This is a genomic window from Armatimonadota bacterium, assembly GCA_018268395.1.
Lineage (GTDB): Bacteria > Armatimonadota > Fimbriimonadia > Fimbriimonadales > Fimbriimonadaceae > JAEURO01.
Genome location: JAFDWQ010000001.1, coordinates 119,280 through 144,617, shown reverse-complemented (window position 1 = coordinate 144,617; position 25,338 = coordinate 119,280). Strand labels below are relative to the sequence as shown.

The 25,338-nt window shown below is 63.2% G+C and carries 24 protein-coding genes; 9 read left to right on the top strand and 15 right to left on the bottom strand.

Features of this window, described 5'->3' with window-relative positions:
- The first annotated feature begins 177 nt into the window (after nucleotides 1-177).
- From JST30_00675 to JST30_00660, 4 genes are read left to right on the top strand one after another with little or no spacing between them, the layout of a single operon-like run.
- On the top strand, nucleotides 178-1,707 hold the full coding sequence (locus JST30_00675; GenBank protein ID MBS1712828.1) for an AAA family ATPase: 1,530 nt from the start codon (nucleotides 178-180) through the stop codon (nucleotides 1,705-1,707).
- A gap of 3 nt (nucleotides 1,708-1,710) precedes the next feature.
- Entirely contained in the window at nucleotides 1,711-2,595 is an 885-nt protein-coding gene (locus JST30_00670; GenBank protein ID MBS1712827.1) for a hypothetical protein, read from the top strand.
- A 19-nt stretch (nucleotides 2,596-2,614) separates the two neighbouring features.
- Nucleotides 2,615-3,232, top strand: coding sequence for a GNAT family N-acetyltransferase (locus JST30_00665; GenBank protein MBS1712826.1), 618 nt, complete (start codon nucleotides 2,615-2,617; stop codon nucleotides 3,230-3,232).
- A 3-nt stretch (nucleotides 3,233-3,235) separates the two neighbouring features.
- Nucleotides 3,236-3,904, top strand: a complete 669-nt coding sequence (locus JST30_00660; GenBank protein MBS1712825.1) for an SOS response-associated peptidase — start codon at nucleotides 3,236-3,238, stop codon at nucleotides 3,902-3,904.
- Here the strand turns inward: JST30_00660 and aspS are convergent, their stop codons facing one another.
- Entirely contained in the window at nucleotides 3,905-5,728 is a 1,824-nt protein-coding gene (gene aspS / locus JST30_00655) for an aspartate--tRNA ligase (GenBank protein ID MBS1712824.1), read from the bottom strand.
- A gap of 47 nt (nucleotides 5,729-5,775) precedes the next feature.
- Complete coding sequence (locus JST30_00650) at nucleotides 5,776-7,083, bottom strand: MFS transporter (protein ID MBS1712823.1); 1,308 nt, start codon at nucleotides 7,081-7,083, stop codon at nucleotides 5,776-5,778.
- Nucleotides 7,084-7,227: 144 nt separating this feature from the next.
- Between JST30_00650 and JST30_00645 the strand changes: the two genes are divergently transcribed.
- Entirely contained in the window at nucleotides 7,228-8,085 is an 858-nt protein-coding gene (locus JST30_00645; GenBank protein ID MBS1712822.1) for a zinc metalloprotease HtpX, read from the top strand.
- A 3-nt stretch (nucleotides 8,086-8,088) separates the two neighbouring features.
- On the opposite strand, the gene JST30_00640 is transcribed toward JST30_00645, so the two are convergent.
- Complete coding sequence (locus JST30_00640; GenBank protein ID MBS1712821.1) at nucleotides 8,089-8,661, bottom strand: DUF1287 domain-containing protein; 573 nt, start codon at nucleotides 8,659-8,661, stop codon at nucleotides 8,089-8,091.
- Nucleotides 8,662-8,789: 128 nt separating this feature from the next.
- Between JST30_00640 and JST30_00635 the strand changes: the two genes are divergently transcribed.
- Entirely contained in the window at nucleotides 8,790-9,677 is an 888-nt protein-coding gene (locus JST30_00635; protein ID MBS1712820.1) for a sugar phosphate isomerase/epimerase, read from the top strand.
- Here the strand turns inward: JST30_00635 and JST30_00630 are convergent.
- Nucleotides 9,664-10,554: a hypothetical protein gene (locus JST30_00630; protein ID MBS1712819.1), complete on the bottom strand. Its 891-nt coding sequence runs from the start codon at nucleotides 10,552-10,554 to the stop codon at nucleotides 9,664-9,666. The two genes, JST30_00635 and JST30_00630, sit on opposite strands and share 14 nt — an antisense overlap.
- Nucleotides 10,551-11,306, bottom strand: a complete 756-nt coding sequence (locus JST30_00625; GenBank protein ID MBS1712818.1) for a hypothetical protein — start codon at nucleotides 11,304-11,306, stop codon at nucleotides 10,551-10,553. The genes JST30_00630 and JST30_00625 overlap by 4 nt, the downstream gene beginning before the upstream one ends.
- Nucleotides 11,307-11,392: 86 nt before the next feature.
- Here JST30_00625 and JST30_00620 point away from each other — a divergent pair, with 86 nt between their 5' ends.
- Complete coding sequence (locus JST30_00620; GenBank protein ID MBS1712817.1) at nucleotides 11,393-11,680, top strand: hypothetical protein; 288 nt, start codon at nucleotides 11,393-11,395, stop codon at nucleotides 11,678-11,680.
- A gap of 337 nt (nucleotides 11,681-12,017) precedes the next feature.
- On the opposite strand, the gene gyrA is transcribed toward JST30_00620, so the two are convergent.
- The 9 genes from gyrA to JST30_00575 all read right to left on the bottom strand — a co-directional run bounded on the left by gyrA (nucleotide 12,018) and on the right by JST30_00575 (nucleotide 21,979).
- A complete protein-coding gene (gene gyrA, locus JST30_00615; GenBank protein ID MBS1712816.1) occupies nucleotides 12,018-14,408 on the bottom strand; it encodes a DNA gyrase subunit A in 2,391 nt (796 codons plus the stop codon).
- A 171-nt stretch (nucleotides 14,409-14,579) separates the two neighbouring features.
- Nucleotides 14,580-14,771, bottom strand: a complete 192-nt coding sequence (locus JST30_00610; protein ID MBS1712815.1) for a hypothetical protein — start codon at nucleotides 14,769-14,771, stop codon at nucleotides 14,580-14,582.
- A 63-nt stretch (nucleotides 14,772-14,834) separates the two neighbouring features.
- Nucleotides 14,835-16,961, bottom strand: coding sequence for an aminopeptidase (locus JST30_00605; protein ID MBS1712814.1), 2,127 nt, complete (start codon nucleotides 16,959-16,961; stop codon nucleotides 14,835-14,837).
- Nucleotides 16,962-17,012: 51 nt separating this feature from the next.
- Entirely contained in the window at nucleotides 17,013-17,762 is a 750-nt protein-coding gene (locus tag JST30_00600) for a hypothetical protein (GenBank protein MBS1712813.1), read from the bottom strand.
- 67 nt (nucleotides 17,763-17,829) lie between these two features.
- Nucleotides 17,830-18,042, bottom strand: coding sequence for a CsbD family protein (locus JST30_00595; protein MBS1712812.1), 213 nt, complete (start codon nucleotides 18,040-18,042; stop codon nucleotides 17,830-17,832).
- Between the two features lie 89 nt (nucleotides 18,043-18,131).
- Nucleotides 18,132-18,560, bottom strand: a complete 429-nt coding sequence (locus JST30_00590; GenBank protein ID MBS1712811.1) for a hypothetical protein — start codon at nucleotides 18,558-18,560, stop codon at nucleotides 18,132-18,134.
- A gap of 439 nt (nucleotides 18,561-18,999) precedes the next feature.
- Nucleotides 19,000-19,407, bottom strand: a complete 408-nt coding sequence (locus JST30_00585; GenBank protein MBS1712810.1) for a hypothetical protein — start codon at nucleotides 19,405-19,407, stop codon at nucleotides 19,000-19,002.
- A 298-nt stretch (nucleotides 19,408-19,705) separates the two neighbouring features.
- Nucleotides 19,706-20,140 carry a hypothetical protein gene (locus JST30_00580; GenBank protein ID MBS1712809.1) on the bottom strand — a complete coding sequence of 145 codons (435 nt, stop codon included), beginning with the start codon at nucleotides 20,138-20,140 and terminating at the stop codon, nucleotides 19,706-19,708.
- Nucleotides 20,141-20,272: 132 nt separating this feature from the next.
- Nucleotides 20,273-21,979, bottom strand: a complete 1,707-nt coding sequence (locus JST30_00575) for a hypothetical protein (GenBank protein ID MBS1712808.1) — start codon at nucleotides 21,977-21,979, stop codon at nucleotides 20,273-20,275.
- Between the two features lie 139 nt (nucleotides 21,980-22,118).
- Here JST30_00575 and JST30_00570 point away from each other — a divergent pair, with 139 nt between their 5' ends.
- On the top strand, nucleotides 22,119-23,456 hold the full coding sequence (locus tag JST30_00570; GenBank protein ID MBS1712807.1) for a hypothetical protein: 1,338 nt from the start codon (nucleotides 22,119-22,121) through the stop codon (nucleotides 23,454-23,456).
- A 69-nt stretch (nucleotides 23,457-23,525) separates the two neighbouring features.
- Here the strand turns inward: JST30_00570 and JST30_00565 are convergent, their stop codons facing one another.
- On the bottom strand, nucleotides 23,526-23,930 hold the full coding sequence (locus tag JST30_00565; protein MBS1712806.1) for a hypothetical protein: 405 nt from the start codon (nucleotides 23,928-23,930) through the stop codon (nucleotides 23,526-23,528).
- Between the two features lie 117 nt (nucleotides 23,931-24,047).
- On the opposite strand from JST30_00565, the gene JST30_00560 reads away from it, so the two are divergent.
- The gene (locus JST30_00560) at nucleotides 24,048-25,115 is read left to right on the top strand and encodes a beta-lactamase family protein (protein ID MBS1712805.1); all 1,068 of its coding nucleotides are present in this window, start codon (nucleotides 24,048-24,050) and stop codon (nucleotides 25,113-25,115) included.
- The last annotated feature ends 223 nt before the right edge of the window (nucleotides 25,116-25,338 follow it).

Here is a 25,338-nt window from a genome sequence, read left to right as displayed (position 1 = left end):
CGCTCCTCAAGGTCACCGGCTGACCACGACCGTCCGTTACGGACGCGGGGCCCTTGGACGATCGTCCAAGGGCCTCGACCTTTTTTGCCCGCCCCGAAAGTTCTGGGACCGTGCATCGCACGGCCTGTGGCCGCGTAAGGGAGGCCAAGGCCCTCACGGGTAGCATCGAGCCACAATATGGACGCACTTCACGAGATCGAGGTTTTGATCCGCGCCAAGTATCCGATCGTGTACATCGTCTCATGGGAAGAGGGCAGGGTCGAAGCGGCGCTTCAAGAGGTGGCGAAGAAGCTCGGGCGCAACCTGCACACTTGGAGCAAGACACAGGGTATGAAGCCCAAAGTCAACCGAGCTGTCCTCTCGGGTGGCGGTTCCGCTCCGCCGAAGACGACGCTTCCGGGCGAGATCGAAGCGTTAGCCCTCGTGCTCGAAGCGCCGGAAGGCACCATGTTCTTGCTGAAGGACTTTCACGCCTACATGAAGAGCTCGGACGTCGTCCGACTGCTTCGGGACGTCGCGGCACAATTGAGGCGAGGAGAGAAGAGGACGCTGTTCATCCTGGCGCCGACCATGACGTTGCCCGTCGAACTCGAGAAGGACGTCAGCGTCTTGGAGTTCCCTTTGCCGGACCAGGACGCGATCAAGGCCCAGGTCGCGACGGTGGCGACCAGCGTGACGGACCCTTCGGTCAACGTAAAACTTTCGCCTGACGAGGAGGAAGCCATCGTCCGGTCGGCACAAGGCCTGACCCATGACGAGATCGAGTCGGCCCTAGCCCGGAGTCTGGTGGAGAAGCGCCAGTTGTGCGTCGACCAGATTCTCGAAGAGAAAAAGCAGATCGTCCGGAAGACGGGAATGTTGCAGTTCTATCCGGCCGAGAACGACCTCGGCGACGTCGGTGGTCTCGACCTGCTGAAGCAATGGTTGGAACGAAGGGAAAAGAGCTTCACCGACGCTGCGCGAGAATTCGGAATCCCGTATCCGAAGGGCGTCCTTTTGATCGGAGTGCAGGGTTGCGGAAAGTCGCTGGTCGCTAAGGCGATCTCGGCGGCTTACGGGCTTCCCATGCTGAAGATGGACGTCGGCCGTGTGTTCGGAAGCCTGGTCGGTCAAAGCGAAGACAACATGCGGCGGGCGATCCGGATCGCGGAGAGCCTCGCGCCGTGCATCTTGTGGATCGACGAACTGGAGAAGGGGTTTGCGGGGATGAGCGGGAGCGGGATCAGCGACGGTGGGACGACCGCACGTGTCTTCTCGACGTTTTTGACGTGGATGCAGGAGAAGACGAAACCGGTCTTCATCGTCGCGACGGCCAACGACGTTTCGGCCCTGCCCCCCGAACTGCTCCGAAAGGGGCGCTTCGACGAGATCTTCTTCCTCGACCTGCCCGAATCCGACGACCGTAAGCAGATCTTCAACATCCACCTGTCGAAGCGTAAACGTGACCCCAAGAAGTTCAAAGTCGCAGACTTGGCCAAGCAGACAGAAGGGTTCAGCGGGGCCGAGATCGAGCAGGTCGTCATCGGCGCTTTGAACCGTGCTTTCGATGAAGGCCGGGAGCTGTCGACCGCCGACTTGAGCGAAGAGGCGAAAACGCAAGTCCCCTTGAGCCGGACCATGGCCGAAGACATTTCTGCCCTGCGGTCGTGGGCCAAAGTCAGGGCGCGTCCGAGCGCGACGTCCAAAGCGGCCTCGGCGAAAAACTGATCCATGGGCCGCACGGTCCTCATCGGGAGTCCGGCATGGAGCTGGCGCGAGTGGGAGCACGACGGGGGCTCGGGGCTCGTGTGCCTCGACCCACTCTCGGCCGACCACGGGCCCGCTTGCCGGGCTGTGGCGATCGTCGACGGTCGGCCCGCCTGGTCGTTCATCGGTTCTTTGGATCCGGTCCGGCAACCGGTCCGAACGATGGAAGCGGCGGTTTCGCTGACTTCGGCACTACCGGACGCCATCGTCGAACTGCCATGTCCACGTGAGACCCCGTTGGCCCGTCAGTTTGCGATGGCCGTGTGTCGAATTCTGCGGCCGGAACGCATCTTGGTTCCTCTTGGAAGCGGATTGGAGGCGTTGGGATGGCCGATCGGTGCCGAAACGGTCGTCTGTCCCCCGGCTTTGCCCCAGATGGTCTGCGAGGCTCAAAGGCGTGCCCGATGGATCGAGATGGCCGATCATTCGGTCGAACACGCGGTCGACGTCGCGTCGGTCCAAGTCGACGGGGCACGGTTGGGTTCGGGACGCCGGATCGACCTTGAAGGGTGGGACGGATGGGCCGAGCACCTCGGCCCCGTCTTGATGATCGTCGGCGACCTTGAGCCGTCACCGAAGGAGGTCGCCCGATGGCTCGACCATGCCCATGCCCAGAAACTCGTCCATGTCCGAGCGCAAGAATACGAGGGTCTGGTGTGTTCGTTCGCAGGGCAGGAAGGCGAAGACTTCGGGATCGGGTCGGTCGTCCGGTTCCGCGCTGCGGACGGCGTGTTCGACGTCCGTTCCACGGCCGTGGCCCCGGCACCGGTCCGCATCCTGAAGTTGGGTTCCTTACACCTCCTGCCGAACGGTCGGGAAGCGGGCGAATCGAAGCCGTGGAGCCTTTGAACGGGCTAGACTCCGTCCGGTGCGCAGTTATCCGGACATCCGGTTCGAGACAGAACGCTTGATCGTCAGGGCATGGTCGCCGGACGATGCCGAGGACGCCTATGCCATGTACGGCGACCCGATCGTCGTCGAGTTCCTGACGGGGACGGTCGAGGAGTCCGTGGAGACCCAGCGCACCCTTCTCGGCAAGATCGTCGCCTCGTACAGATGCCTTGGTCAGGGTCTTGGGAGCTTTGCGACGGAATCTAAGGAGACGGGCCGGGTCATCGGTTGCGTCCTCCTCAAACCGCTTCCACGGTCGGAAGACCTTGAGGCATGGTCAGCGTTCCGCGAAGCCTTGGCCGATCCGTCCGAAGTCGTCGTGCCCCCACCGGTACACGAGATCGAAATCGGCTGGCACCTGGCAAGGGGTTCTTGGGGTCGAGGGTATGCGACAGAAGCGGCGAAGAGGGTCTTGGACTACGGGTTCGACGAACTGTGCCTGGACGAGATCCATGCGGTGCTGTTCCGAGCGAACAAGAAGTCGGCGCGGGTCGCGGAACGTTTGGGGCTCGTCCGGACCGGGACGACGGAGGCCTTCTACGGCCACGAACTGGAACACTACGTTTCGCGTCGCGACGGGCGGGGAGCGGTCTGACCGATGTGCGCACGGTACGTCTTTTTCAGCGGTAAAGCGTTCAGCGACGACTTCGGGGTGGTCGCGGTCCCGGACCTGACGCCGCGGTACAACATTGCCCCGACCCAGGTCGTTCCAGGCGTGATCATGGGTGCGACCGGACGAGAGTTCACGGTGTTCCAGTGGGGTCTGGTCCCCGGATGGGCGAAGGATCCCACCATCGGGACGAAACTGATCAACGCCAAGGCCGAGACGCTTGCGGAAAAACCCTCGTTCCGGGGCGCCTTCAAGTACCGCCGTTGCCTGATTCCTGCTGACGGGTTCTACGAGTGGAAAGGCCCGAGCGGCGCGAAGCAACCGTACTACCTTTCGTGCCGGCAGCGTCCGTTCGCGTTCGCGGGCCTTTGGGAAGACTGGGAGACGCCGGACGGCTTCCTCAGGACTTGTACGATCGTCACGACGGCAGCGAACCGTCTGGTGAGCGAGGTCCATGAGAGGATGCCGGTCATCCTTTCCAGGGACGAGTACGCCTTGTGGTTGGACCACAGCCTCCGTCCGGCCGAAGTGTCCCCGTTGCTCGACGCCTATCCTGCCGAAGACATGACGATGGTCCCCGTCGGAAAGGCGGTCGGCAATCCGAGGATCGAGGGTCCGGAACTGATCGAACCGGTCCCACCGACGACGTTGTTCTGACTACTTCTTCGGTACCGGCCGGACGTCCAGCCCCATTTCGTCCCACTGTTGCGCGCTGATCTCGGAGGGGGCGTCCATCAGGGGGTCGTAACCTCCGCCCAGTTTGGGGAAGGCGATGACCTCACGTATGTTTTCGTCGTCGGTGAGGAACATGACCATCCGATCGATTCCGGGTGCTATCCCACCGTGTGGTGGGGCGCCGAACGTGAAGGCCTCCAGAATGTGGCCGAACCGGGATTGCTGCTCTTCGTCGGAGACACCGATCAGCTTGAAGACCTTGGCCTGGACGTCGGGTCGGTGGATCCGGATCGAACCGGAGGCCCATTCGACGCCGTTGCAGACCACGTCATAGCAGTCGGCACGGATCCGCCCTGGGTCGGAATCGAGATACTGCATGTCTTCGGCCTTGGGAGACGTGAACGGATGGTGCGTCGGGTCCCACCGTTGTTCGTCTTCGTTCCAGTCGACGAGAGGGAAGTCCAAGACGAACGCGAACGCAAGTTTCCTCTTGTCCCTCAGCCCGCACCGATCGCCGATCAAGACCCGGAGCCTGGACAAGGCTTCGCACGTGACCGACCATGAGTCGGCGACAAAGCACAGAAGGTCGCCCGGACCCGCCGCTCCGGCGGTGATCAGGGCCCTGGTCTCCTCCGGGGTCAGGAACTTCGCGACGGCGCCCCGTGCGAAGAGTCCGCCGCCAAGGTCGACAGAACCTTCGTGGGCTTCGCCTTCGACATAGAGCGAGGCCATGCCTTTGGCTCCGAAGCCTTTGCAGAACTCCTCGAGTTCGGAGACGTCCTTCCGGCTGAGTCTGGCACCGCCCGGGTAGAGGACGCCGCGGACGGAGCCACCTGAAGCGACCGCGTTCTTGAAGACCCCGAAGCCGCATTCTTTGACGAGTCCGGACACGTCGAAGAGCCGGAGGTCGAACCGAAGGTCGGGCTTATCGTTCCCGTACAGCCGCATCGACTCGTCATAGGTCATCCGGCTGAACGGCGCGACCGGGTCCTTTTCGAGCCCGAACTCCTCGATGACCTCGTTGATGACCGAGAGCGTCATCCCTTCCACCAATTGGAGGACGTCCTCTTGGGAGACATAGGACATTTCGATATCGAGTTGTGTGAATTCGGGCTGCCGGTCGGCGCGTTGGGCTTCGTCGCGGAAGCACTTGGCGATTTGGTAGTAACGCTCGATTCCGGCGACCATCAAGAGCTGCTTGTACTGTTGAGGGGACTGGGGCAGGGCGTAGAACTTGCCCGGTTCGAGCCTGTAGGGAACGAGGTAGTCACGCGCGCCCTCGGGCGTCGACTTCGTGAAGATCGGGGTCTCGGTCTCGATGAAACCTCGTTGGTCCAGGTACGCCCGCAGCCTTCGGACAGCCCCGGCCCGGACCGCGAGTTTACGGTGCATGGCCGGGCGGCGCAGGTCGAGGTAACGGTACTTGGCCCTTAGCTCTTCGTTCACTTTGGACATCTGGTCCTCGTCGCTGACCGGGAACGGAAGCACGGCGCACTCGTTCAGGACGGCGAAGGACGTCACGATCATCTCGACCTCTCCGGTCGGGAGCTTAGGGTTCACGTTCGCGGGGTCGCGGCGTTCGATCTTCCCAGTGACGCTCATACACGTTTCGGGGCGGACATCGACCTTTCCATGGACTTCGGGGTCGATCATAAGTTGCAGGAGCCCCGTCCGGTCCCGAAGATCGATGAAAAGCAACCCTCCAAGGTCGCGGACGCGGTGCGCCCAACCGTTGACGGTGACCTCTTGACCGACGTGCGACGAGCGGGCCTCACCACACCAGACCGTACGCTGGGGGAAGTTCATGGGAGGCCGTAGGATACCGGTTGACGGTCGTGCGGCCCCGAGGCTGCCTAGCGGCTGGACTTGACCATTCGGATCAGGAACGTGCTGGCGACGAAGATGATGCCCGCCGCCCAGATCATGGCCCGATAACCGAGACCCATTTGGATCCTGTTCCCCGCATCGATCAAGAGCCCGACCGGGCCGGCGACGAGTTGGACGGAAGTGACGCTCATCGACCAGACGCCCATTTGGGTGCCCGACTCCCGCTTGTCCGGCAGGACGTCGGTCGCGAGGGCCCAATCGGCGGAGACGTACATTCCGAAGGCGATCCCGAACGGGACGGTCAAGAGGACGATGGTCGTGATGTCGCGGACCACCGCGAACGGCGCAAGGACGCAGAAGATCACGACACCCGAGATGTAGATCAGCGGTTTGCGCCCCCAACTGTCGGCGAGCCGGGAGGCGATGACAGAGCCGACCATCCCGAAGAACGAGAGCATCATCGCGATCACGACGGCTGTCATTTTCGGGCTCCCCAGATCCCAATGGAACACATGGTAGTCGTGGAACATGTCCTCCAAGTAGAAGAGGACATAAGTCGAGATCATCGTGAACCCGAGCGTGCTCATGAACCGTGTGAACCAGACCCACCGGAAGTCCGGGCTTTTCCAAACGGCGAGCCAGCGCACGACGAAGGGCTCTTGTGGCAATTGGGACACGGGCGTCGCCCTACGGACGTCTCGCACGGTGTACAGCGTCAGGCCGGCGCCCACGAGCTGGACGATACCGACCGCGAGGTAGACCAATCCCGTGGTCTTGAGGACCGTATAGACGATGCCTGAAACAAGGCGCGCACCCGATTGGAGCAGGTTCATGATCGCGCTGGCCCGGCCGGCGCGTTCGGGCGGCACGACCTCCGGCATCATCGCGGCATAGGGGCCTTGCCCGACGTCCTCGCCGAGTTGCAGGAGGAAGTAACCGATGACGAGCATCAGGATCGTCGTCGACGCGTTCATGAACGCCAGGCCGACGACCGTGATCAGGGCCCCGGCCGCGATGAACGGTTGGCGGTGGCCCCACCTCGAGTCGAACCGGTCGCTCCAGCCGCCGAAAAGGGCCGGACCGACGACGGCCCAAATGGCGCCCGCTCCGTAGACCAGTCCCCAGGTGCTGTTCTTCTCACCGCCCGGAACGATCGCGCTGACCTGGCTCGGAATGACGACCAGGAGCAAGATGAACCACTTGTACGCCGTCGCGAACCAGTACGACGAGAACCCGAAATTCCAGAGCCACGTGTCCTTGTAGCCTTTTGCGAACTCGTGTCGACCCCTGACCGCGGATCGCGGCCCGCTCTCCTGTTGCTCTTGCGGGGTCAAGGCGCGAGGTTACCGGAGAGAAGCCTGAACGGCCCGGACGGCCGGAGCGGTACATTAGTAAACTCTTGAAAAAGGGCCTAAACTGGGAACGTTCCCGATCGTGTGCACGATTGAACCGATCGGACGCCCGGCGTCCATGATGCTATGAGCACAGTCAAAGTCGCGTTCCTCTTGACCCTTTTGACGGGCCTGCTCGTCTGGCTCGGGAACTTGTTCGGCGGAACCGGGGGCATGGTCGCCGCCCTTGGAATCGCCGCCGTCCTGAACTTAGGAAGCTACTGGTTCAGCGACAAGATCGTCCTCCGGATGACGAGGGCCGAGCCCGTTGACGAGGCCCAAGCTCCCGAGCTGTACCGGATGGTGGCCCGACTGAGCGAACGGGCCGCTGTCCCGATGCCGCGCCTCTACGTCGTTCCCGACAGGTCTCCGAACGCCTTTGCGACGGGCCGCAATCCGGCGAACGGCGTGGTCGCCGTGAACCAGGGGCTTTTGGACATTCTCGACCGGACCGAAGTCGAGGGGGTCATCGCGCACGAGATCGCGCACATCAAGCACCGGGACACGTTGACGATGGCCGTCGTGGCGACGGTCGCCGGAGCGGTCATGGTGATCGCCGACATCATGCGGTTTTCGGCGTTCTTCGGTTTCGGAAGGGACGACGACGAGGCCAACCCGGTCGCGATGTTGGCGATGGCGTTCGTCGCGCCGATCGCGGCGATGCTGATCCAAATGGGCGTGAGCCGAGCGCGAGAGTACGAGGCGGACCGTCTTGGCGCCGAACTCGCCGGGACGGGGCGTGGACTCCAGAACGCGCTGATGAAGCTGCACAACGGCGTCCTCCAGGAGCCCGGCCATATGCCGGCCCAAGCCGCCCACTTGTGCATCGTCAACCCCTTTTCGGGATTGAAGGGCCTGGTGTCTCTCTTCAGTACCCACCCTCCGGTCGACGAACGTATCCGCCGGCTCGAAGCTCTCGAACCGGACCTGCGGCGCGCCGCCTGACCGTCACGTCCGATAGCGGAAGTGTCCGGCGATCGCCCACCGGGTCAGGGAGTCGTCTTCGGAAACCCGGCCGATATTGTGGATGACCAAGGGGACGCCGTCGGGCCGTCGGCGGTCGCTGACGACGCCGATGTGCGTCCTTCCTCGGCTCAGCCGCCAGCTCACGATGTCGCCTGGCTTCCATTGGGACACGGTCTGAGGCGTCACGTCCGTCGTCAGGCTCCGGCCGTGCCGTCGGAAGAAGACCTCTTGGTTCAGGACGCGACGATGGTCAATGTTTTTATCCGTCCGCTGGATGCGGGGGTAACGGCCCGTTCCGGCGTCCTCATGGATCAAGCGTTGAAGGTCGACGCCCGCATGGCGGTAGGCGCGGACGACGACGTCGGCGCAAGCTCCCCGGTCCGCAGCCACGTCCCCGTTCGGATAGGCGATCGCGACGTAGGCGTCGTCATAGGAGGCGGGTTTCTCGAGTTGGCGCAGGGCGCCCTCGATCACCTTGTTCGGGGCGGTCGTGCGTCGTGCCGTAAGGGTCGGGCTCGACGACGCCACGGTCCGAGAAGGAGGCGCGCACGCCATGACGGGGAAGACGGTCGCCGCCCATAGCCATCGGGCCCTCATAGCACGTACATCGTTCTGAGGCTTCGATAAGTTCCCGGCCGTGCGACGGTGCGGTCGTGACGGGCAAAGGTAGCATCGGTTCCTTCATGAGTCGCGTCGACCACCAGGACGTCCGCATCGGGACCCTTGCCGGGCTAAAGGGTGCACCGGACTACCTCCGCCAGATCTTGCCGCACGGTTTCGAGAGTTTCGAACTGACGATGTGGCAGTACGTCCCCGAGGGGCTCGACTTGGGCGAGACCGCGAAGGAGGTCTTGGACGTTCTGGGCGACCAGGCCGTCGTGAGTTCACTGGGCATTTATGGCAACCCGCTCCAAGACGAGACGTGCGCCCAGCATTGGGAGAAAGTCATCCGGGCGGCGAGGGCGTTCGGGGCGACTTGCGTGTGCGGGTTTGCCGGGGCCTTGGAAGACCGGCCGGTCGACCAATCGATGCCGAAGTTCAAGGAAGTCTTCGGTCACCTGGCCAAGGTCGCCGCGGACGAAGGGCTCAAGATCGCGTTCGAGAACTGCGACATGGGCGGTTCGTGGGAACTGCCGAAGTGGAACATCGCCCATTCGCCCCGGGCCTGGGACATGATCTTCAACGAAGTCGAAGGCGACGTCCTCGGTTTGGAGTGGGAGCCTTGCCACCAGATGGTCAGTTTCATCGACCCCATACCGCAATTGAGGAAGTACGTCGGACGTGTCTATCACATCCACGGCAAAGATGCGACGATGGAATGGGACAGGATCAAGACCGAGGGGATCCGTTCCGGCTCGTACGTCGTCCGCCACCGGACGCCGGGATTCGGCGATTCGAACTGGACCGACATCGTCAGCATTCTTCGGGAAGCGGGATGGCGCGGTTCCATCGACATCGAAGGGTGGCACGACAACGTGTACCGCGACGACCTTGAGATGACGGGACAGGTTTACGCCTGTCAGTATCTCAAGGCCTGTCGCGGCGGTGAATACGTGGCTAACCCGGCTTAGAGCCGCCTTCTTCAGGCGCCTCGGGGTCGTCCGGTGCCGGCGTATGGGGAATCGTAGAGGCTTCGGGTTCGACGACCGTCTCAGGGTCCTGCACGGCTCCGGTGGGGCCGTCGAGTTCCGATTCGGCCTGCGCGACTTCATAGTCGGTCGGGACGTGTGCAGGCGGATCTTGGGCCGCCGGCGCCGTCATCGGCCCGGTCGCCGGAGCGGGCGACTGCCAGACCAGGTCGCGGTAAGCGAGGGCGATCGAGACCATCGCGATCGGCATCGTGAAAAAGATCCCGATGTAGCACGCGTAAGCCCCGATGCTGGCCACGAGCGAAGACAGGAAGAACAGGACGACGGCCATGACCGCCTGAGGCTTCAGGATCGCGATGCTCTCTTTGATGGCGTCGACCGGAGCCAGTTTCTTGTCGATCATCAGCGGGAAGACGAACATCGTCAGGCCTGCCACGATGAAGCCCGGGATGTAACAAAGCATCATGCCGATGGCCGTCGCAAGACCGACGATCAAGCCGGCGGTCAAGAACGGTATCGGAGCCTTCATGGCCACGAACACGTCCGACACCTCGACGGTCTCGCCTCGGATCGCCTTGAGGGCCATGTTGTAGAGCCCCGCTTGGAAGACGGCGCTGAGGGTCAGGACCACCAAGTAAGCCGTTCCCATCAAAGGCAGCATCAGGAGGCCTACGGCAGGCCGGTCGCCGCCGATCAGGCCCAGTGCGACGAACAAGAAAGCCACGGCGCCGCCGATGACGCCCATGGCGAGGGCCGCGACCAGACCCGCCATGACGAACGGTTGCCACCGGTCCTTGACGAGGTTGAACGCCTCGCCGATGACGTTCAGGTTGATCTGGCGCTGTGGCGTCGCCGTCACATGCCCTCCGGAGCCGCGGGCGGCGGCGTGTAGCCGGGGATCGGACGTCCGATGGTGAAGTCACGGTAGACCAACGTCATGCACACGTACATCAGGGGAACGGTCACCAGAATGCCGATGCCGCACGCGATGACACCCAAACCGGAGAGGAGGCTGATGACGAGATAGAACAACAGCGCCATCCACATGTGCGACTTCAACATGGTCCAGCTTTGCCCCATCGCTTCGAACGGTTGAAGGCCCCGGTCGGCGATCAGGGGGAGCGTGAACATGAAGAGTCCGCCGAAAATCAACCCTGGAAGGCAGCAGAGGTAGCTGCCGATCGTCACGCAGAAGGTGATCGCCAGCGTCGCCAGGAACGCCGAGCCGAAACGGGAAAAGCCCAGACCCAGGTCGCCGACCTGGACCGGTTCGCCCCGGACGAGCTTCAACGTCATCATCGACATCGAGAGCGCGAACGGTCCGAGGATCCCGTACGCTAAGAGTGTGAACGGGATCTGGATCAAGGTGGACGTCATCTGCCGAGCCATCAAGGCTGAGACGTCGGCCGAAGTCGGGTCCGCCGTCCCCATCATCGGCAAGGTGATGAGCACCCCGGCGAAGTAGACCGCGCAATAGGCGACGACCGCGACCAAGGCCGTGACCGCGAACGGGCCGATGTTCTTCCAGACGAGGTTAAAGCCTTCCGAGATGACGCCGAAGTCGATCTCACGGGAAGGTTGGTGCGGGTACGGCACGTATTCTTCGGGCATGACCGGATTATAGGACGGAGCAAGAGCGCTCCAGGATGCAAGTTCCGGTTGACTTTGAATCTGCGCGGCACCTACCCGAACGCGCTATGCAAGTCCGTTCGTTCGAAATCGCGCTCAGCAGCTCGTCCCAGCCTTTAGAAGGCGACATCGCCGTCCCGACAGAAGGCCTTTCCGACGTCCTTGTCCCGATCCAAGGCTCGCCCGACGTCTGGGCCGTGTGGCACGTCCCGGTCGAGGGGGTTTCAGACCTGGCGTCGTTCCCTACGGTGCGGATCGAGCCCGTCTCCGGGGATCCGCTCCACCTTTCGGTGAATGCCTCGGCGCTCGCTGCCGAGAAGAGGGTCGTGCTGCGGGTGTACGTCTTGGGGCAGTAGGCTCCACCCCCAACCCCCTCCTCGTCTTTGCGGCACGGTCGTCCGCTGCAGACGAGGAGGAGGCCCCGGTCCCGGAGTCTCCACCCCCAACCCCCTCCTCATCTTCGCGGCAGGATCATCCGCTGCAGACGAGGAGGGGGCTCCGGTCCCCCTTTCTCGTGTGGACCGGATGGTTCGTGCCGGACACATGAGGAAGGGGCTAGGGGATGGAGCAACGGGAACCCAGGATTACGGACCACTTTCGTGTTGTGGGCGGGTTGGCACTGAGTCTCCACCTCCAACCCCCTCCTCGTCTTCGCGGCACGGACATCCGCTGCAGACGAAAAGGGGCGCGGGATCAAACGTCCAGCGTCTCTTCGCCTTCAGGTTCGTCCTCTTCGGGAGAATCGACCAGACGGGCGATGGAGGCGATGGTGTCGCCTTCGGCCATGTTGATCAGCTTCACGCCTTGGGCGATGCGGCCGACGAGGCGGACGTCCTTCACCTTCAGGCGGATGCCCTTGCCGTTCGTGGTCAGGACGAGGAGTTTGTCGTCGTCCTGCACGACTTCGGCCGAGACGATCTTGCCCGTCTTATCGGTGACGTTCATCGTGAGGATGCCGGAGCCGCCGCGGCCTTGGACGCGGTACTCGTTGATCTTCGTGCGTTTGCCGAAGCCTTTGTCGCCCACGACGAGGAGGGTCGCTTCGTCGTCGGCCATGTCGGCGGTGACGATGTAGTCTTCCTCGCGCAGGGTAATGGCTCGGACGCCTCCGGCGGTGCGGCCGCGGTCACGGGCGGCGGTCTCCTTGAACCGGATGGACTGTCCGTTACGCGTGATGATCATCACGTCCTGGTCGCCCTTGCTCTGGAGCACCCAGCCCAGTTCGTCGCCTTCTTCGATGTCGAAGGCGATGAGGCCGTTGCTGCGGATGTTGGCGAACTTCTCCAGCGCCGTGCGTTTGACTTCGCCGAGCTTGGTCACCATGACGAGGAAGCCCTCGCCCTTGATGTCCTTGACCCGGACGGCCGCGGTCACCCTTTCGTCGCCGTCGATGGCGATGTAGTTGATGACGGGCATGCCTCGCGCATAGCGGCTGCTTTCAGGAAGATCGTACGCGCGGAGCTTGTACGCCTTGCCCTTGTTCGTGAAGAAGAGGATCCAGTTGTGGGTGTTGACCTGGAAGAGGTGCTCCGGCTCGTCGTCGGCCTTTTGCACGTTCTTCATGCCCTTGCCGCCGCGCTTCTGCTGGCGGTAGGCGTCGAGGCTGATGCGCTTGATGTAGCCGTCGCGGGAGATGGAGATGATCGCCTCTTCTTCAGGGATCAGGTCTTCTTCGCTGAAGTCTCCGGCCTCGCGTTCGACGATGCGCGTGCGGCGTTCGTCGCCGTGCTTGTCGCGAAGGGCGACGGTTTCGTCCCGCAGAACGGCGGTCAGGCGCTCCGGACTCGTGAGGATGTCCATGAGGTCTTGGGCGCGGAGCAAGGCCTCTTTGTAGTCACGTTCCAGTTTGTCCTGTTCGAGCTGCGTCAGGCGGCGGAGCTCCATCGCGAGGATGGCGTTCGCCTGGAAGGCGGACATGTCGAACTTGCGGATCAGTTGGGTCCGGGCGTTGTTGGGGTCGCTCGCGGCCCGGATCGTCTGGATGACCTCGTCCAGGAACCGACGTGCGATCTGGAAGCCTTCGTTGAGGTGGACTTCTGTGAGCGCCCGGATGAGGGCGTACCGCGTCCGTCGTGTGATGACCTCGCGGCGGTGGTCGATGTACTCGTCAAGGATCGTGAGCAACGGTGAGACGCGCGGGGCGCCGTCGACGAGGGAGAGCATGATGGAACCGAAGGTCGTCCTCAGGTTCGTGTGCTTCAAGAGGTAATTGAGGGCCTTGTTCGGGTTGACGTCTCGGCGCAGCTCGATCTGGACGCGCATGCCGCGTTTGTCGGTGTAGTCCTGGACGTCGGTGATGCCGTCGAACTTCTTCTGCTTCGCGATATCGGCGATCGCCTTGACCAGGTTCTGTTTGTTGACCTGATAGGGAAGCTCGGTGACCACGATCGCGGTCTTGCCGCTTTCGATCGGCTCGATCATCGTTTTGGCCTGCATGATGATGCTGCCACGGCCCGATTCGTACGCGTCGCGGATGCCTTTCTTGCCCATGATCAGGCCGTACGTCGGGAAGTCCGGGCCCGGGAGGTGCACCATGATGTCGTCGAGCGTCGACTCCGGCTCGTCGATGCGGTGCAAGATCGCGTTGCAGACTTCGGTGAGGTTGTGGGGCGGCAAGCTGGTCGCCATGCCGACGGCGATGCCTTGGCCGCCGTTGCACAGCAAGTTCGGGAATTTGCCGGGAAGGACGGTCGGCTCCTTGACCGTGCCGAGATAGTTGTCGATCCAATCCACGGTCTCTTGGTCGAGACCTTCGAGCATCTCCATCGCGACCGGGGTCAGGCGGCATTCCGTATAACGCATGGCGGCGGGCGAGTCCCCGTCGATGCTGCCGAAGTTGCCCTGTCCCTCGATGAGCGGATAGCGCAAGCTGAACGTTTGGGCCATACGGACGAGCGTCGGGTAGATCGTCGCCTCGCCGTGAGGGTGATAGTCGCCGCTGGTCTGGCCGCAGACCTTGGCGCACTTAGTGGTCCCGTTCTGCGGAGTGAGGTTCAGCTCCCGCATGGCATAGAGGATCCGCCGTTGGACCGGTTTCAGCCCGTCACGGACGTCCGGGAGGGCCCGGGAGATGATGACGGACATCGCGTAGTTGACGTAGCTCTGTGCGAGCTCGTCTTCTATCGCGCGCGTTCCTATAGTGGGATCGTTCTCGGCCAATGGTGTCTTCCAAAAGAGGGAAGGGGAACCCTCTTGTCTGCGGGCTATTCTACCGGGCCCGGACAGGCCCGAATAGGTTCAAAAGGGCGCCCCCTGTCAGACCTTTTTGCGGGTGCCCTTCTTCGCGGTCGATTGGGCCGACTTCATTCCGGCCGAGGCTCCCTTTCCTTTGGCCTTCGAGGGGTGTTTCTGGTCTTGGGGGACGCCGTGCGCCTCTCCATGGGCCTGCTCTTCGGCGTCCGGGTCGGCCACGAGCTTCTTCTGCGACTTTTTGAGGAACGAATTCATCGACATGGTTCCCTTCAGACGCATCTCAGGGGCCGAACGGTTCCTTCCGGCCCCTGAGTCCCGTCAGCCGCCCAGGGCCGAATCGGCGGCGCGCTTGATCCTGTTGCGGCGGTCCTTGATGCCTTGGGCTGTCTTGAACACGTCGGCGTTCGCCTTGGCGTCCCAGGCTTTGAGGGCGTTGATCGCGTTGACCACGACCTGGATCGGACTCTTCGCGCTGATCAGTCCCCGCAGTTTCGTGACGGTGGCGGGGTCTTGAGGCAGTTTGGCAAGAGCGCTGACGGCTTGAGCGCGACGTTCGTAGTTCGCGTGGGAGAGCTCGCCCGTCCAGAAGGCGCGCAGGTCGGGCCGGGCGAGGGCCGCGAGACGGTTGAGCGAGCGGAACGCCGGGCTCAGGCCCTTGTCGGAGGTCAGTGCTTCGACGACCGCCCTGACTTTCGCGTCGTCGGGTTTCTCCAGCATCTTGATCATGGCCGCCTGTCGGTCGGGCGCGTTCGGAGAGAGACGCAAGATCGAGGGCAGTTCCTCGTCGGCCCAATGGAGTTCAGGTATGGCGCGCAGGAAGTCGTGGTCCGGATCAATGACGACCGCTTTCGGTCTCGTCGCGGCCGGAATCTCGAACGTCTCGTCGGTCTTCGTGATGTGGACGGGCACCCGCTGGAGCCCCGTCGCACCGATGAGTCCGACCTTCGATACGATGTCGTACACCGGAGTCCCGTCGGAGGTGTCTTGCTTCTGCTTGACCGTGAGAAGGACTTTGCCGCCGTCGTAGGTCCACGTATAGTCGAGGACCGGATGGCCGGGCTTCTCGATCCACTGGGCCCAGAAGGGCTCGGCGTTCACCCCTGTCGTCTCGGTAAAGGCCCGACGGAGCTGCGTGCTCTCGACCGGAGTGTGCCGCCACTGGTTCAGGTAGCTCTTCAGCGCGCTGAAAGTGGCTTCGTCCCCTAATTTCCGTCTGAGCGTATGAAGGATGACGCCCCCTTTCGGATAGGTGTGGCTGTCGAACATGGCGTCCGGGTTGGGATACACCTTCGTCGAGAGCGGGTGCTTGTACCTGCGGGCTTCACCGAAGTACGCCTGCATCGCGTCTTCGATCTCCCAGGCGTAGTCGTCGGCCCCTCGGCTGTGTTCCGAATAGATCATCTGCATGAACGTGGCGAAGCTCTCGTTGAGCCAGATGTCGCCCCAATGGACGCACGTCACGAGGTCGCCGAACCATTGGTGGCCGAGCTCGTGCGAGTTCAGGCTGTCCATCGTGTAGTAACCGTCGCGCTCTTCGGTCAGGCTGCCTTCGCCCAACGTGGTCGCCGAAACGTTCTCCATGCCGCCCCCGAAGTCGTACATCGCGTTCTGGGCGTACTTCGGCCACGGGTACTTGACCCCGACCTTTTGCGAAAAGAACGTGAGCATGTCCTTCGTATGGCCGAACGACGAATCGATCAGGTAGCCCGAGCCCTTCGGTACGACGTACCACAGCGGAACTCCTTCCCAAGTGTCCTTCTTGATATCGAACGGACCGCCGCACAGGCTGAGAAGGTAGGTCGCGTGGGGCTGGGTCATCGTCCAGACAAAGGTCTTGCGCTTTTTGTCCGGGGAAAGAGCGGACGACGTCAGGACGCCGTTGCCCACGACGTCCCAGTCCGCAGGCACCGTCGTCGTCGTCTGCGAGGTCGCAAGGTCGTTCGGATAGTCCCACGTCGGGCACCACTCGCAGTTGCCCATCGTCTCGCCTTGAGTCCAGAACCCGACTTTGCCCGGCTGCGCGGTCGTTGCCGTCATCCAGTGCCAGCCCCCGTCCCTGCCGCCGCCTTTCGAACTCGAGTACACCGTTTCGACCTTGAACGGGACGCCCTTCTTCAGGGAGCCGGCCGCGATGGTCATGTCCTTGTCCTTGCGCGTAAAGGTGACGGTCTTGCCGTCGACCTTGACCGATCGGACGTCGAGGCCCGTACCGGCATGAAGCACGATCTCCTTAAGCCCGCTGCGCAACGGCACCAGCGTATTGACGGAACGACCCGTGAACGTTTTCTTCGCCGCGTCGACGTCAAGAGTAACGCTGACGTTGACGAGGTCGCACGTGCGGTCGGGCGCGTACGTCAACTTGGCACGCGGCGGTTGGAAGGGGTTTTGGGCCGGGGCCAGGGTGGTGAAGAGGGCCGCAAGTGCGAGAACGGGCAGCTTCGACATTTCGGTCCCTTGAAGCTACCTGAACTCAGGCCGACCTATGGTGAGAGTCCTTTAACCTGAAGACTGCACGATATCGGTCACGACGTCGGCACCGGCGACCTCGGTCGGTCGGACCGTCGAAGCGGCGTCCGGCTCCGGTCGAGTCAGGATTTCGGCGACGGACCGAAGCGTTTCCCGGAACGTGCGGGTTCCTGACCGTGTGAACCTCCTTTCGAGCAGGACGGCGACCGCGACGACCAAGGCAGCGACACCAGACGCGGCACCAAAGGCCGCCCCGGCCGGGTTGAACTTTGAGACGATCCCACCCGTCGCCAAGGACGCCATGAAGCCGAGGGCCAGGCACAGCGTCCAGATGATCGCGGTGCCCCCGTCCGTCCTTCCCATCAGCCTGACTCTTGTCTTGCCGTTTCGGACCGTGGCCGTCACCGTCATGCCCCAACCCTCGGTGCCTCCTGTCCATTCGAACCGACCGGGAGCCATGTCGACCGTGCCTGCCCGGCCCGTGGCGTTTCGAAACAGGGCGACGCACTCGTCCCACCGGTCGGCGTCCATTTCGCCGAAGAAGGTCTCATCGAACGACGACGGTCCCGACGACGGCTCGGACCGTGCGAGGGGGCCGGGTCCGCGCTCGGCGGCGGCGACTTCGACCGCCTGCGGATCGATACCGATCTCGGCCGCGACCCTTTTGATTTCGGAGAGGGTCGTGCCGGACTCGCCGGACGGTAACGTCCCGGCCTGGATCTCAGCAGCGCGCTGGATGATCTTGGCGACGTCCTTTTCGTCGTAGCGGCGCTCCTGCACCGAACCAGTTTACGAAAAAGCCCCGGGACAAGTTACGTCCGGGGGCTTGACAAGTCCTGGGGAGTGGTCAGCGGATGCCGTCTTTGATCGCGCCCGCCCACTCGTCGATCTGCTTGGCCGCCGCTTCCTGCGTCATGCCGTACTTCTGTTGGAGGAGCCCTTCGAACTTGTCGCGCTGACCCGCCGTCTGTTGGATCTCGTCGTCCGTCAGCTCGCCCCACTTCTGTCGCACAGAGCCCGCCATTTCCTTCCACTTGCCTTCGATGATGTTCCAGTTCATTTCGTTCCTTCCAGCGCCGGACGTGCCGGCCCCGTGTTCTGAGAAGACGCCGGGACCGGCACCGAGTCAGTCGTGTGCCTAGCGGATGCCTAGAAGCGGTGTCCGACGAGGAACGCGGCCTCCTTTCCGCCGACGAGGTAGACGCCGAACGTCGTCCCACGGAGCGAATAGGTGACGAAGGGGTTTCTGACCTTGCCGTCGTCCTGAAGGCCGAGCGTGACGCCGTTCGCGAACGAGTACTTCAGGCCTGCGACCTCCCGCACGACGTTCTCGTTCGAGCGCCATCCGGCTCCGGCGTAGACGTTCCAAGTCCCGTGTGGCGTCCTGACGTTCTTTTCCAGCGTCACGGAGTACCCCGGGTTTCCAGTCCCGATCCCCTGGACGCCGGCGCTCGCGCTGAGCGAAGGCCAAGGGCCGTGCTCGGGCAAGACGCGGATACTGGCGAGGTAACGCAGCGCCCGCTGTTTGGCGAGATAGGCGAGGCCCAGCTTCAGCTCGGGCCGGACCGAGTACCACACGAACGTTTCGTCCGTCGTCTCGCTTGCCGGTGCGTAGACCGTGTTGACGAGCCACTTGTGAGCGGAATCCGAACCGGACCCGTAACCACCGGCGGCTCACAACGGACAGAGGGCTTGTTGGGCTCCGGCGACGACCGGCAAGAAGCCGATCGCCGCCAAAACCGCAGTCGACCTGCGGTCGTTCATGGTCTCAGTGCTTGGTGCAGCACCCAGAGCCGCAGCAGCCGCAGTCGCAACAGCCCGACTTCGCCCCTTTCGTAGCGCAGCCGCAGTCTTTGCAGTGCTGACAGCAAGCGCAGCAGGATTTAGAGGCGTCGAGCGACGGCGAACTTGCCGTCGTCGGAGTGACGAAACCGGCCACGAGGAACGCGGCCAGCGCTAAGGTCTTGATCATTGAGTTTTCCGATATAAGGTGTCGTTGTGAAGTGACGAAACAGGTTCACACGACGGGTATCGGAGGGGCGCGGGGAGACTCGGGGCCGACGGAAGGGTCGGGCGGGGCGCGAAGACTCACGTGCCGGACGACCGTCCGGATCGGCACGCGTCCGGTCTGAACGACGGGCAGAGGAGGCGGAAGGACGGCGAGCGGATCGATCGGGCCGTCTACGGCCTTCGCCACCAAGACCGACTGCCCCTTTTTCGCCGTAATCTCGGCTTGCGCCCCGCATTTCGGACACTTGTCGGGGTCCGATTTGGGATGGCAGCACGAGGCCTTGCGCTCGATCGGGGCCAGAGCCGCACAGAAGCCTTGACCACAGGCGACGGCGCAAACGGACGGTGCGACCACGCCAATGAAGAGGCCGAGCGTGGACAACAACCAGAACCGGAAGACGGAGCGGCGTCGCACCTTTATCTTTCTTACCACAACGCGAGGACAGCCTTATGACCGTCGGCCGTCCGTGTCGTCAAATGGGACGACACGGACTATGATTTGAGCCTGGGGCGTTTATTACAATTCTCTAATTGTCCTGGGAATGTGCCGGCTCAGGACAGAAGTCGGGGCACAATGAACAGGTCGGGCCGGGTTACCGGTCCACCTTTCCGAGTCTCGTTTGTTGACCTCTCCATCCTAAGGCCGTCGATCTCTCGGCGGCCTCGGCAATTTAAAAGGGCGGCCCCGGTGAACCGGAAGCCGCCCTTGACACTTACGAACCCAAGGCGCGCAGATCGGCGACGAGCTTGGCCTTGACGTCGGCCGGCAAAGGCTTGCCCTTCGGCGGAGGCATCTTCCCGCCTTCGACCTCGTCGGCCATTTTGGCGAACGTCGGGCCGGCACCCTTGGCGTCGTCGTTGGTCGCGATCTTCGTGGCGTCGATGCCGCCCGCTGGCTTTTCGCCGCCATGGCAAGTCGCGCAGTACTCGGTGACGACGGGCTTGACGTCCTTTTCAAAGTCCACGGCCGTGGTCGTACCGCCGCCGGTCGTCCCGCCGGTGTCGGCTCCGGCCTTTCCGCCGTCGGCACCGATCGGGGACTTCATGTCCACGTCCGGATTGCCCGGCTTGGCGGCGTCTCCGCCCCCACCGGAACAGCCTGCGACGATCAACGCTAAGCTCAAGAGTGCAAAAGTAAGTCGTTTCATAGGAACGTACCGAGTACGGATTATGCCCGCCCGGCGGTTCCGAAGGCCGACGGCCGGATTTTCCGTTCCCATCGGAACGCCTGGCGCCGCGTACGGGTTCCCGCCGGCCGAACAGGCGACAGCCCTGCGGCGTCAGCGGATCTTCTCGTAAAGCGGGTCAACGCGTGCATGGTCAGGATCGACCCGACGGATGTCGTCCTGCACGGCCCGCAAAAGGTTTGTCGCGTCCTGGTCGGCTTCGATCCACGGAACCGTCGAGACGAAAAGGCCGATGACGCCGAGGACGCAGACGACCGTCGCTGACGGGTAAGCCGATGTCGACGACGCCGGTTTGAGAGCTGCAGCTCCTGCGGCGACGGCCAGCACCGTGCAGGTCCAAGGAACGACATGGTCGGGCCGATAGCAGTCAAGGCCGAACGTCGTCAGGGCCGCACCGGCGCAGACCCCGTACAGTACGACCGTCAAGAACGCGTGCCCAAGGGTCGGACGGGTCGTCGAACCCGGGGAGCGTGCCAGCATCGCTGACGTCGAAAGGCCGGCCAAGGCGAGGAGACAACCCAGCGCCGGCACAAGGCCGCTAGAGACGGCCGCCCCGACAGCGCCTCCTGACAGGAGCAGCCCGACCGCCCAAGACACGATCCTGGCCTTGCCCGCAAGCGGGACCAAAGCGGAGAGGACGGCTACGGCCCCAACAAACGGAAGGGCCCAAACGTCGAGCCACGGTGCCACCGCTAGGAAGAGGCCCGGAACCGCTCTCCAAAGTGCCGCCCCTTTGCGGAAGTCCAATGTCGTGTCGAAACGTGCCACAGCGACCGTCGCGAGCGCCGTGGCCAGAGCGATGGTCCAGAGCCACACACCGTAGGGGAGTCCGATTCGAGACGAATCCAAGATCCAGATCGCCTTCCTTCCCTCGTCGGAAAGCGGTGGGCGCAGATCGGCACGCGCATATCGGGCCGCGTCACTGAAGGCCGTCCCGGGTGCCAATCCCTTGGCGCGGGCGGCTGCTTCCAGTCGTAACGATGAGACGTACGTGGTCTTCTTTCGATCGGTCCGATCGACTTTCTCCACGAACGCGCTACGAAGGATGCGTTGGCCCTGAAAGGGGTCATCCGGAATGGGGGACCGGACGATCGTCGCGCCATATCGGGCCCATGCCAGCCGCTCTCTGACCGTGGAGTCGAGGCTTCTACCGTTCATGGAAAGCCGCACAATAGAAGCCGTGAGCTGAGGCGACGAGATGCGCGTTGTCAAGAAGGCGTCCAGGCGGGTCAAGGCACAGTCGAAGCCGGCCGTTTCTAGGGCATCCGACGTCCGGCGCTCGGTCTCAGCCATCGTGAAGTCCTGAAACCGCGGACACGCCGCCGCGCGTTCAAGCCACTGCAGGAACCCCTCGCGGTCGCCCAGGGTCCACTTCGATACGGCCACGGCGGCCGGCCAGAAAGCGTTATCAGGATCTTGCGCCGCCCCTTCTGCCGCCCGACGGTAGACGATTCCGGCGAAGATCCTCGCCTGCGCCAGCTCGTAGTCCTTCTTCGCGCTGTCGGGAGGTCCCGTGGTGCTCCTGAGTCTGGCGAGGCGTTCGAGGCCGGCGCGCGTCAAGAGGGCGAGATTAAGGGCGCTTGCACCCCGACCTGCGAGCAAGGCGTCGGCTTCGATGATCCGCCCCGTGTCGACCTGCACGTCCGTGTCGCCCAGAAGCGCCCGTTCGAACCCGGAACCCGAAGAGAACGCCTCCATACGAGAGGCCACGTCGGCGTCATGGGACCGAACGTACTTCCCGATCCAGGACGTCTGCGGCGACCAGAGCCACCACGCCATCGCAGCGAGCGAGAGCGTCAAGACCGCGAGAAAGACTTTTGCAGCGATGGTCGACCCCCTGGCAGTATGAGGTCAGAGGTCGGCGATTGGTTCGACTCATTGGATACCGGACGGTGCATGGAAAAACGCAGTGACCCCTATCGCGTAAGATGGGTCGAAGATGACGCTCGGAACCCGCACTTTCGGGATCGTTGTGTCGGGCTGTCTCGCAGTGCTTGTGGTCGGCGGCTTTCTGGCGTTCGGCTGGCCGGCGCTCCGTACCGAAGCTGATTTCCAGGTGCAAGCCCGACTCGCGACGGCCGAAGGGCTGCCGGCGACTGCGTCCGCATTCGAGGCGTACCTTCCCAGAGTGGCCGATGCGGCCAACGCCGCTCCGTCATACGTCGCGTTGTCGCGACTGCCCAGGCTTTCAGGTGATCCGACGAAGATCGGTCAGGACGTGCTGTTCGGAGATCGGACCGCTGCGGTCAAGAGGGCGTCTTCGTACTTGACGGCGGCGGTCCATCAACTTGAAACGGCTGAAGCAGCTGTGGCGAAGCCCCATTGCAGGTTCGACCGTGATTGGTCCTTAGGGGTGGCTGTCCTCTTTCCAGAATTCGGGCCCGCCAAGTCGGCCGCCAAGTCGCTCCTGCTGCGCGGCACGTTGTCGGCCACCGCCGGGCGACCCTTGGACGCGCTCCAAGAGGTCAAGAGGGTCCAGAAAATGGCTGCACACTTCCGACAAGAACCGACTCGATTGAGCCAGGCCGTTGCAGGTTCGCTGGACTCTAGCGCGCTGCGTCAACTGGCGATGTGGGCTTACGCTTTTCGTAACGAACCTCGATATCGCGAGGCGTTGCGTGGTGCTCTGCAATCACTTCCTGAGCCTGACCTTCACGATTGGCACCGCTTCGACCTGGTGGAGATCATGACCACGATCGAACTTTGCAAAACGAAGAAAGGGCGGGACAAAATCGGATTGAAGGACAGTGACCTTCCTCCTTCGAGTGTCGCAAACGCTTTGGCGCTGGCCCAGCCTCCGGACAAGGGACGGCTCGAAGTCATCAAGGCGATGCGCGACATGTGGACTGCGATCGACGCGGCGGAGCAGGATCGAAAACTCATGATGGACAAGGCCGAAAATCGGATGTACCGCGGCCTGGTTTCGTTTCCGATCGCGGCAAGGCTCTATGAAGCCTTAAGTGATACCGAATTAGGAACGACCTCGGATCCCTCGGAAGAGCGCAAGGCGAAAGTGATCCTCTACACCGCCTTCGTGCGCGCAATCGAAACTCCGTCCGGAAGTCCGGTCAAAGTCGAGGATCTACGAAGCCCGTACGACGGCAAACCCGTGTCCGTCAAGCGCTCGGGCGACTCGATCGAGGTCGAACTTTCAACTCCTCACGGCCTGTTCGGCGGCATGAAGCTCGTCGTCCCGCCCAAGGGATCGAACGGACCGATTGCGACGAGAGTCGCTCCAGGTAACGACCTTCGGCTCCAGTCCGGAGCCATTTGCTGAGGCCGACGTCCGCCATCGGCACACGGCAGCGGCCTCCGATGAGGGCCCCTATTGTTGCGTTCCTCCCCTTCACGTGTCGTCGTAAGGCCTCTGTCGATTCGAGCCGACGAGGACTGGTGCCGAGACAGCGAGATAGACGGCACCGGGGAGCGATCGTGCGAGACTCTCCGCAACGTCCTTCGAATGGAAAGAAACAAGGAGTTCCGAAAGGAGGACGGCTTCGATCGTCGCGACGCACGTCGTGGCCAGGACGACCCCGATCCGTCGGCCTTGTAACTGCCACACGAGCGACGCTCCAAGGAGAGGGAGAAGGACGATGTTGAGGACGACGCTCTTCGGGGAGGCCAGGAATATCGAGGCGTAGAGTGCGATGACCGCGATCGTCAAGAGGGTCAAGATCCGCCAAAGCGGCCCTCGCTCCTGGAAGGACGGCTCGGATTTTGGCTGCGTCCGCTCTAAGCGGAACCACCGCATGGATCCATCTTGACACACGTTCCCTCGTCTGGAAACCTGCGACGCGCCCTAAGGTACGGCTTCTGAACGGTGGTCCTGACGGGCACTCGCCTCGCATGAAACGGGTAAGAGGTTCCGATGCTCATCACGACCGCGATGCTCCTTGCCTCGACCCAGGCCGACACCGACCTAGGGCGTCAAGTGGACGCGTATGTCCGAAAGGAAATGGCGGCGAGGCACGTGCCCGGCGCACAGGTCGCGGTCGTGCTCCAAGGGAAAGTCGTCTACAAGCGCTCCTTCGGAAAGGCGAGCCTCCAGTTCGACCTTCCGGTGAAAGACACGACCCTTTTCACGCTCAACTCCGCGACGAAACCGTTCACGGGCGTGGCCGTGATGCAGCTCGTCCAAGCGGGGAAGCTGTCGCTCGACGATCCGGTCGGAAAGCACCTGGACGGTCTGCCGGTCGCCTGGCGCGGCGTCACGATCGGTCAGCTCGCGACGCACGTCTCGGGCCTGCCCGACATCGTCGACCAGAGCCAGGGCGGGAAGCTGGTCGGCGAATCGGAAGACGACGCCTGGTCCAAAGTCCAGACGATGCCGCTTGAGTATCCGACCGGGACGAAATACTCTTACAACCAGACCAACTACCTCCTGCTCGGCAAGGTGATCGACAAGCTCTCGGGCCGACCGTTCACGACTTTCATCGAGGAGGGCCAGTTCCGGCCCGCGAAGATGGCCCACACGCGCTACGGCGACGCCCGCGACGTCGTGAAGGGGCTGGCGCAGGCTTACTACATCGAGCAAGGCGACGACGGGTCGGTGACCTACCGGCCGACGGGGTCCGTGTTCCCGCACTTCCTGTGGACGGGCGCGGGCCTGTGCTCGACGGCGACCGACGTGGCTCGCTGGATCGTCGCCCTGCAGGACGGCACGCTCCTCGGTTCGAAGAGCCTGGAGGCGATGTGGACGCGCGGTCGGTTCGTGGACGGCAAACCGGCGTCATGGGCGGTCGGTTGGCCGGCGTCCTCCCGCGCCGACCACCGTTGGGTGGCGGGGATCGGCGGCGGTCGGTCGGCGTTTTTCGTGTACCCCGACGACGGCGTCGCGGTGGTGTTGCTCACGAACCTGGCGGGCAGCGCTCCAGAGGACTGGATCGAACCGATCGCGAGGATGGTCGTGCCGGGGATTCCCGGGGAGAAGGGTTAGCGTTCGAAAGGTGGCCGATCGGTTCTTTGGGGGTCGTGCCGCTGCCTTCGCTCGGGATGACGTCCTTGGGGACGGGCCCTCTCACATCGGTCCACGTCATCCCGACCGACCGCAGGGAGCGGAGGGACCTCCCTTTCCAACATGACGCGCTCAAGACCGGAGGTCCCTCGCCTTCGCTCGGGATGACGTCCTTGGGGAGCGGGCCCTCTCACATCGGTCCACG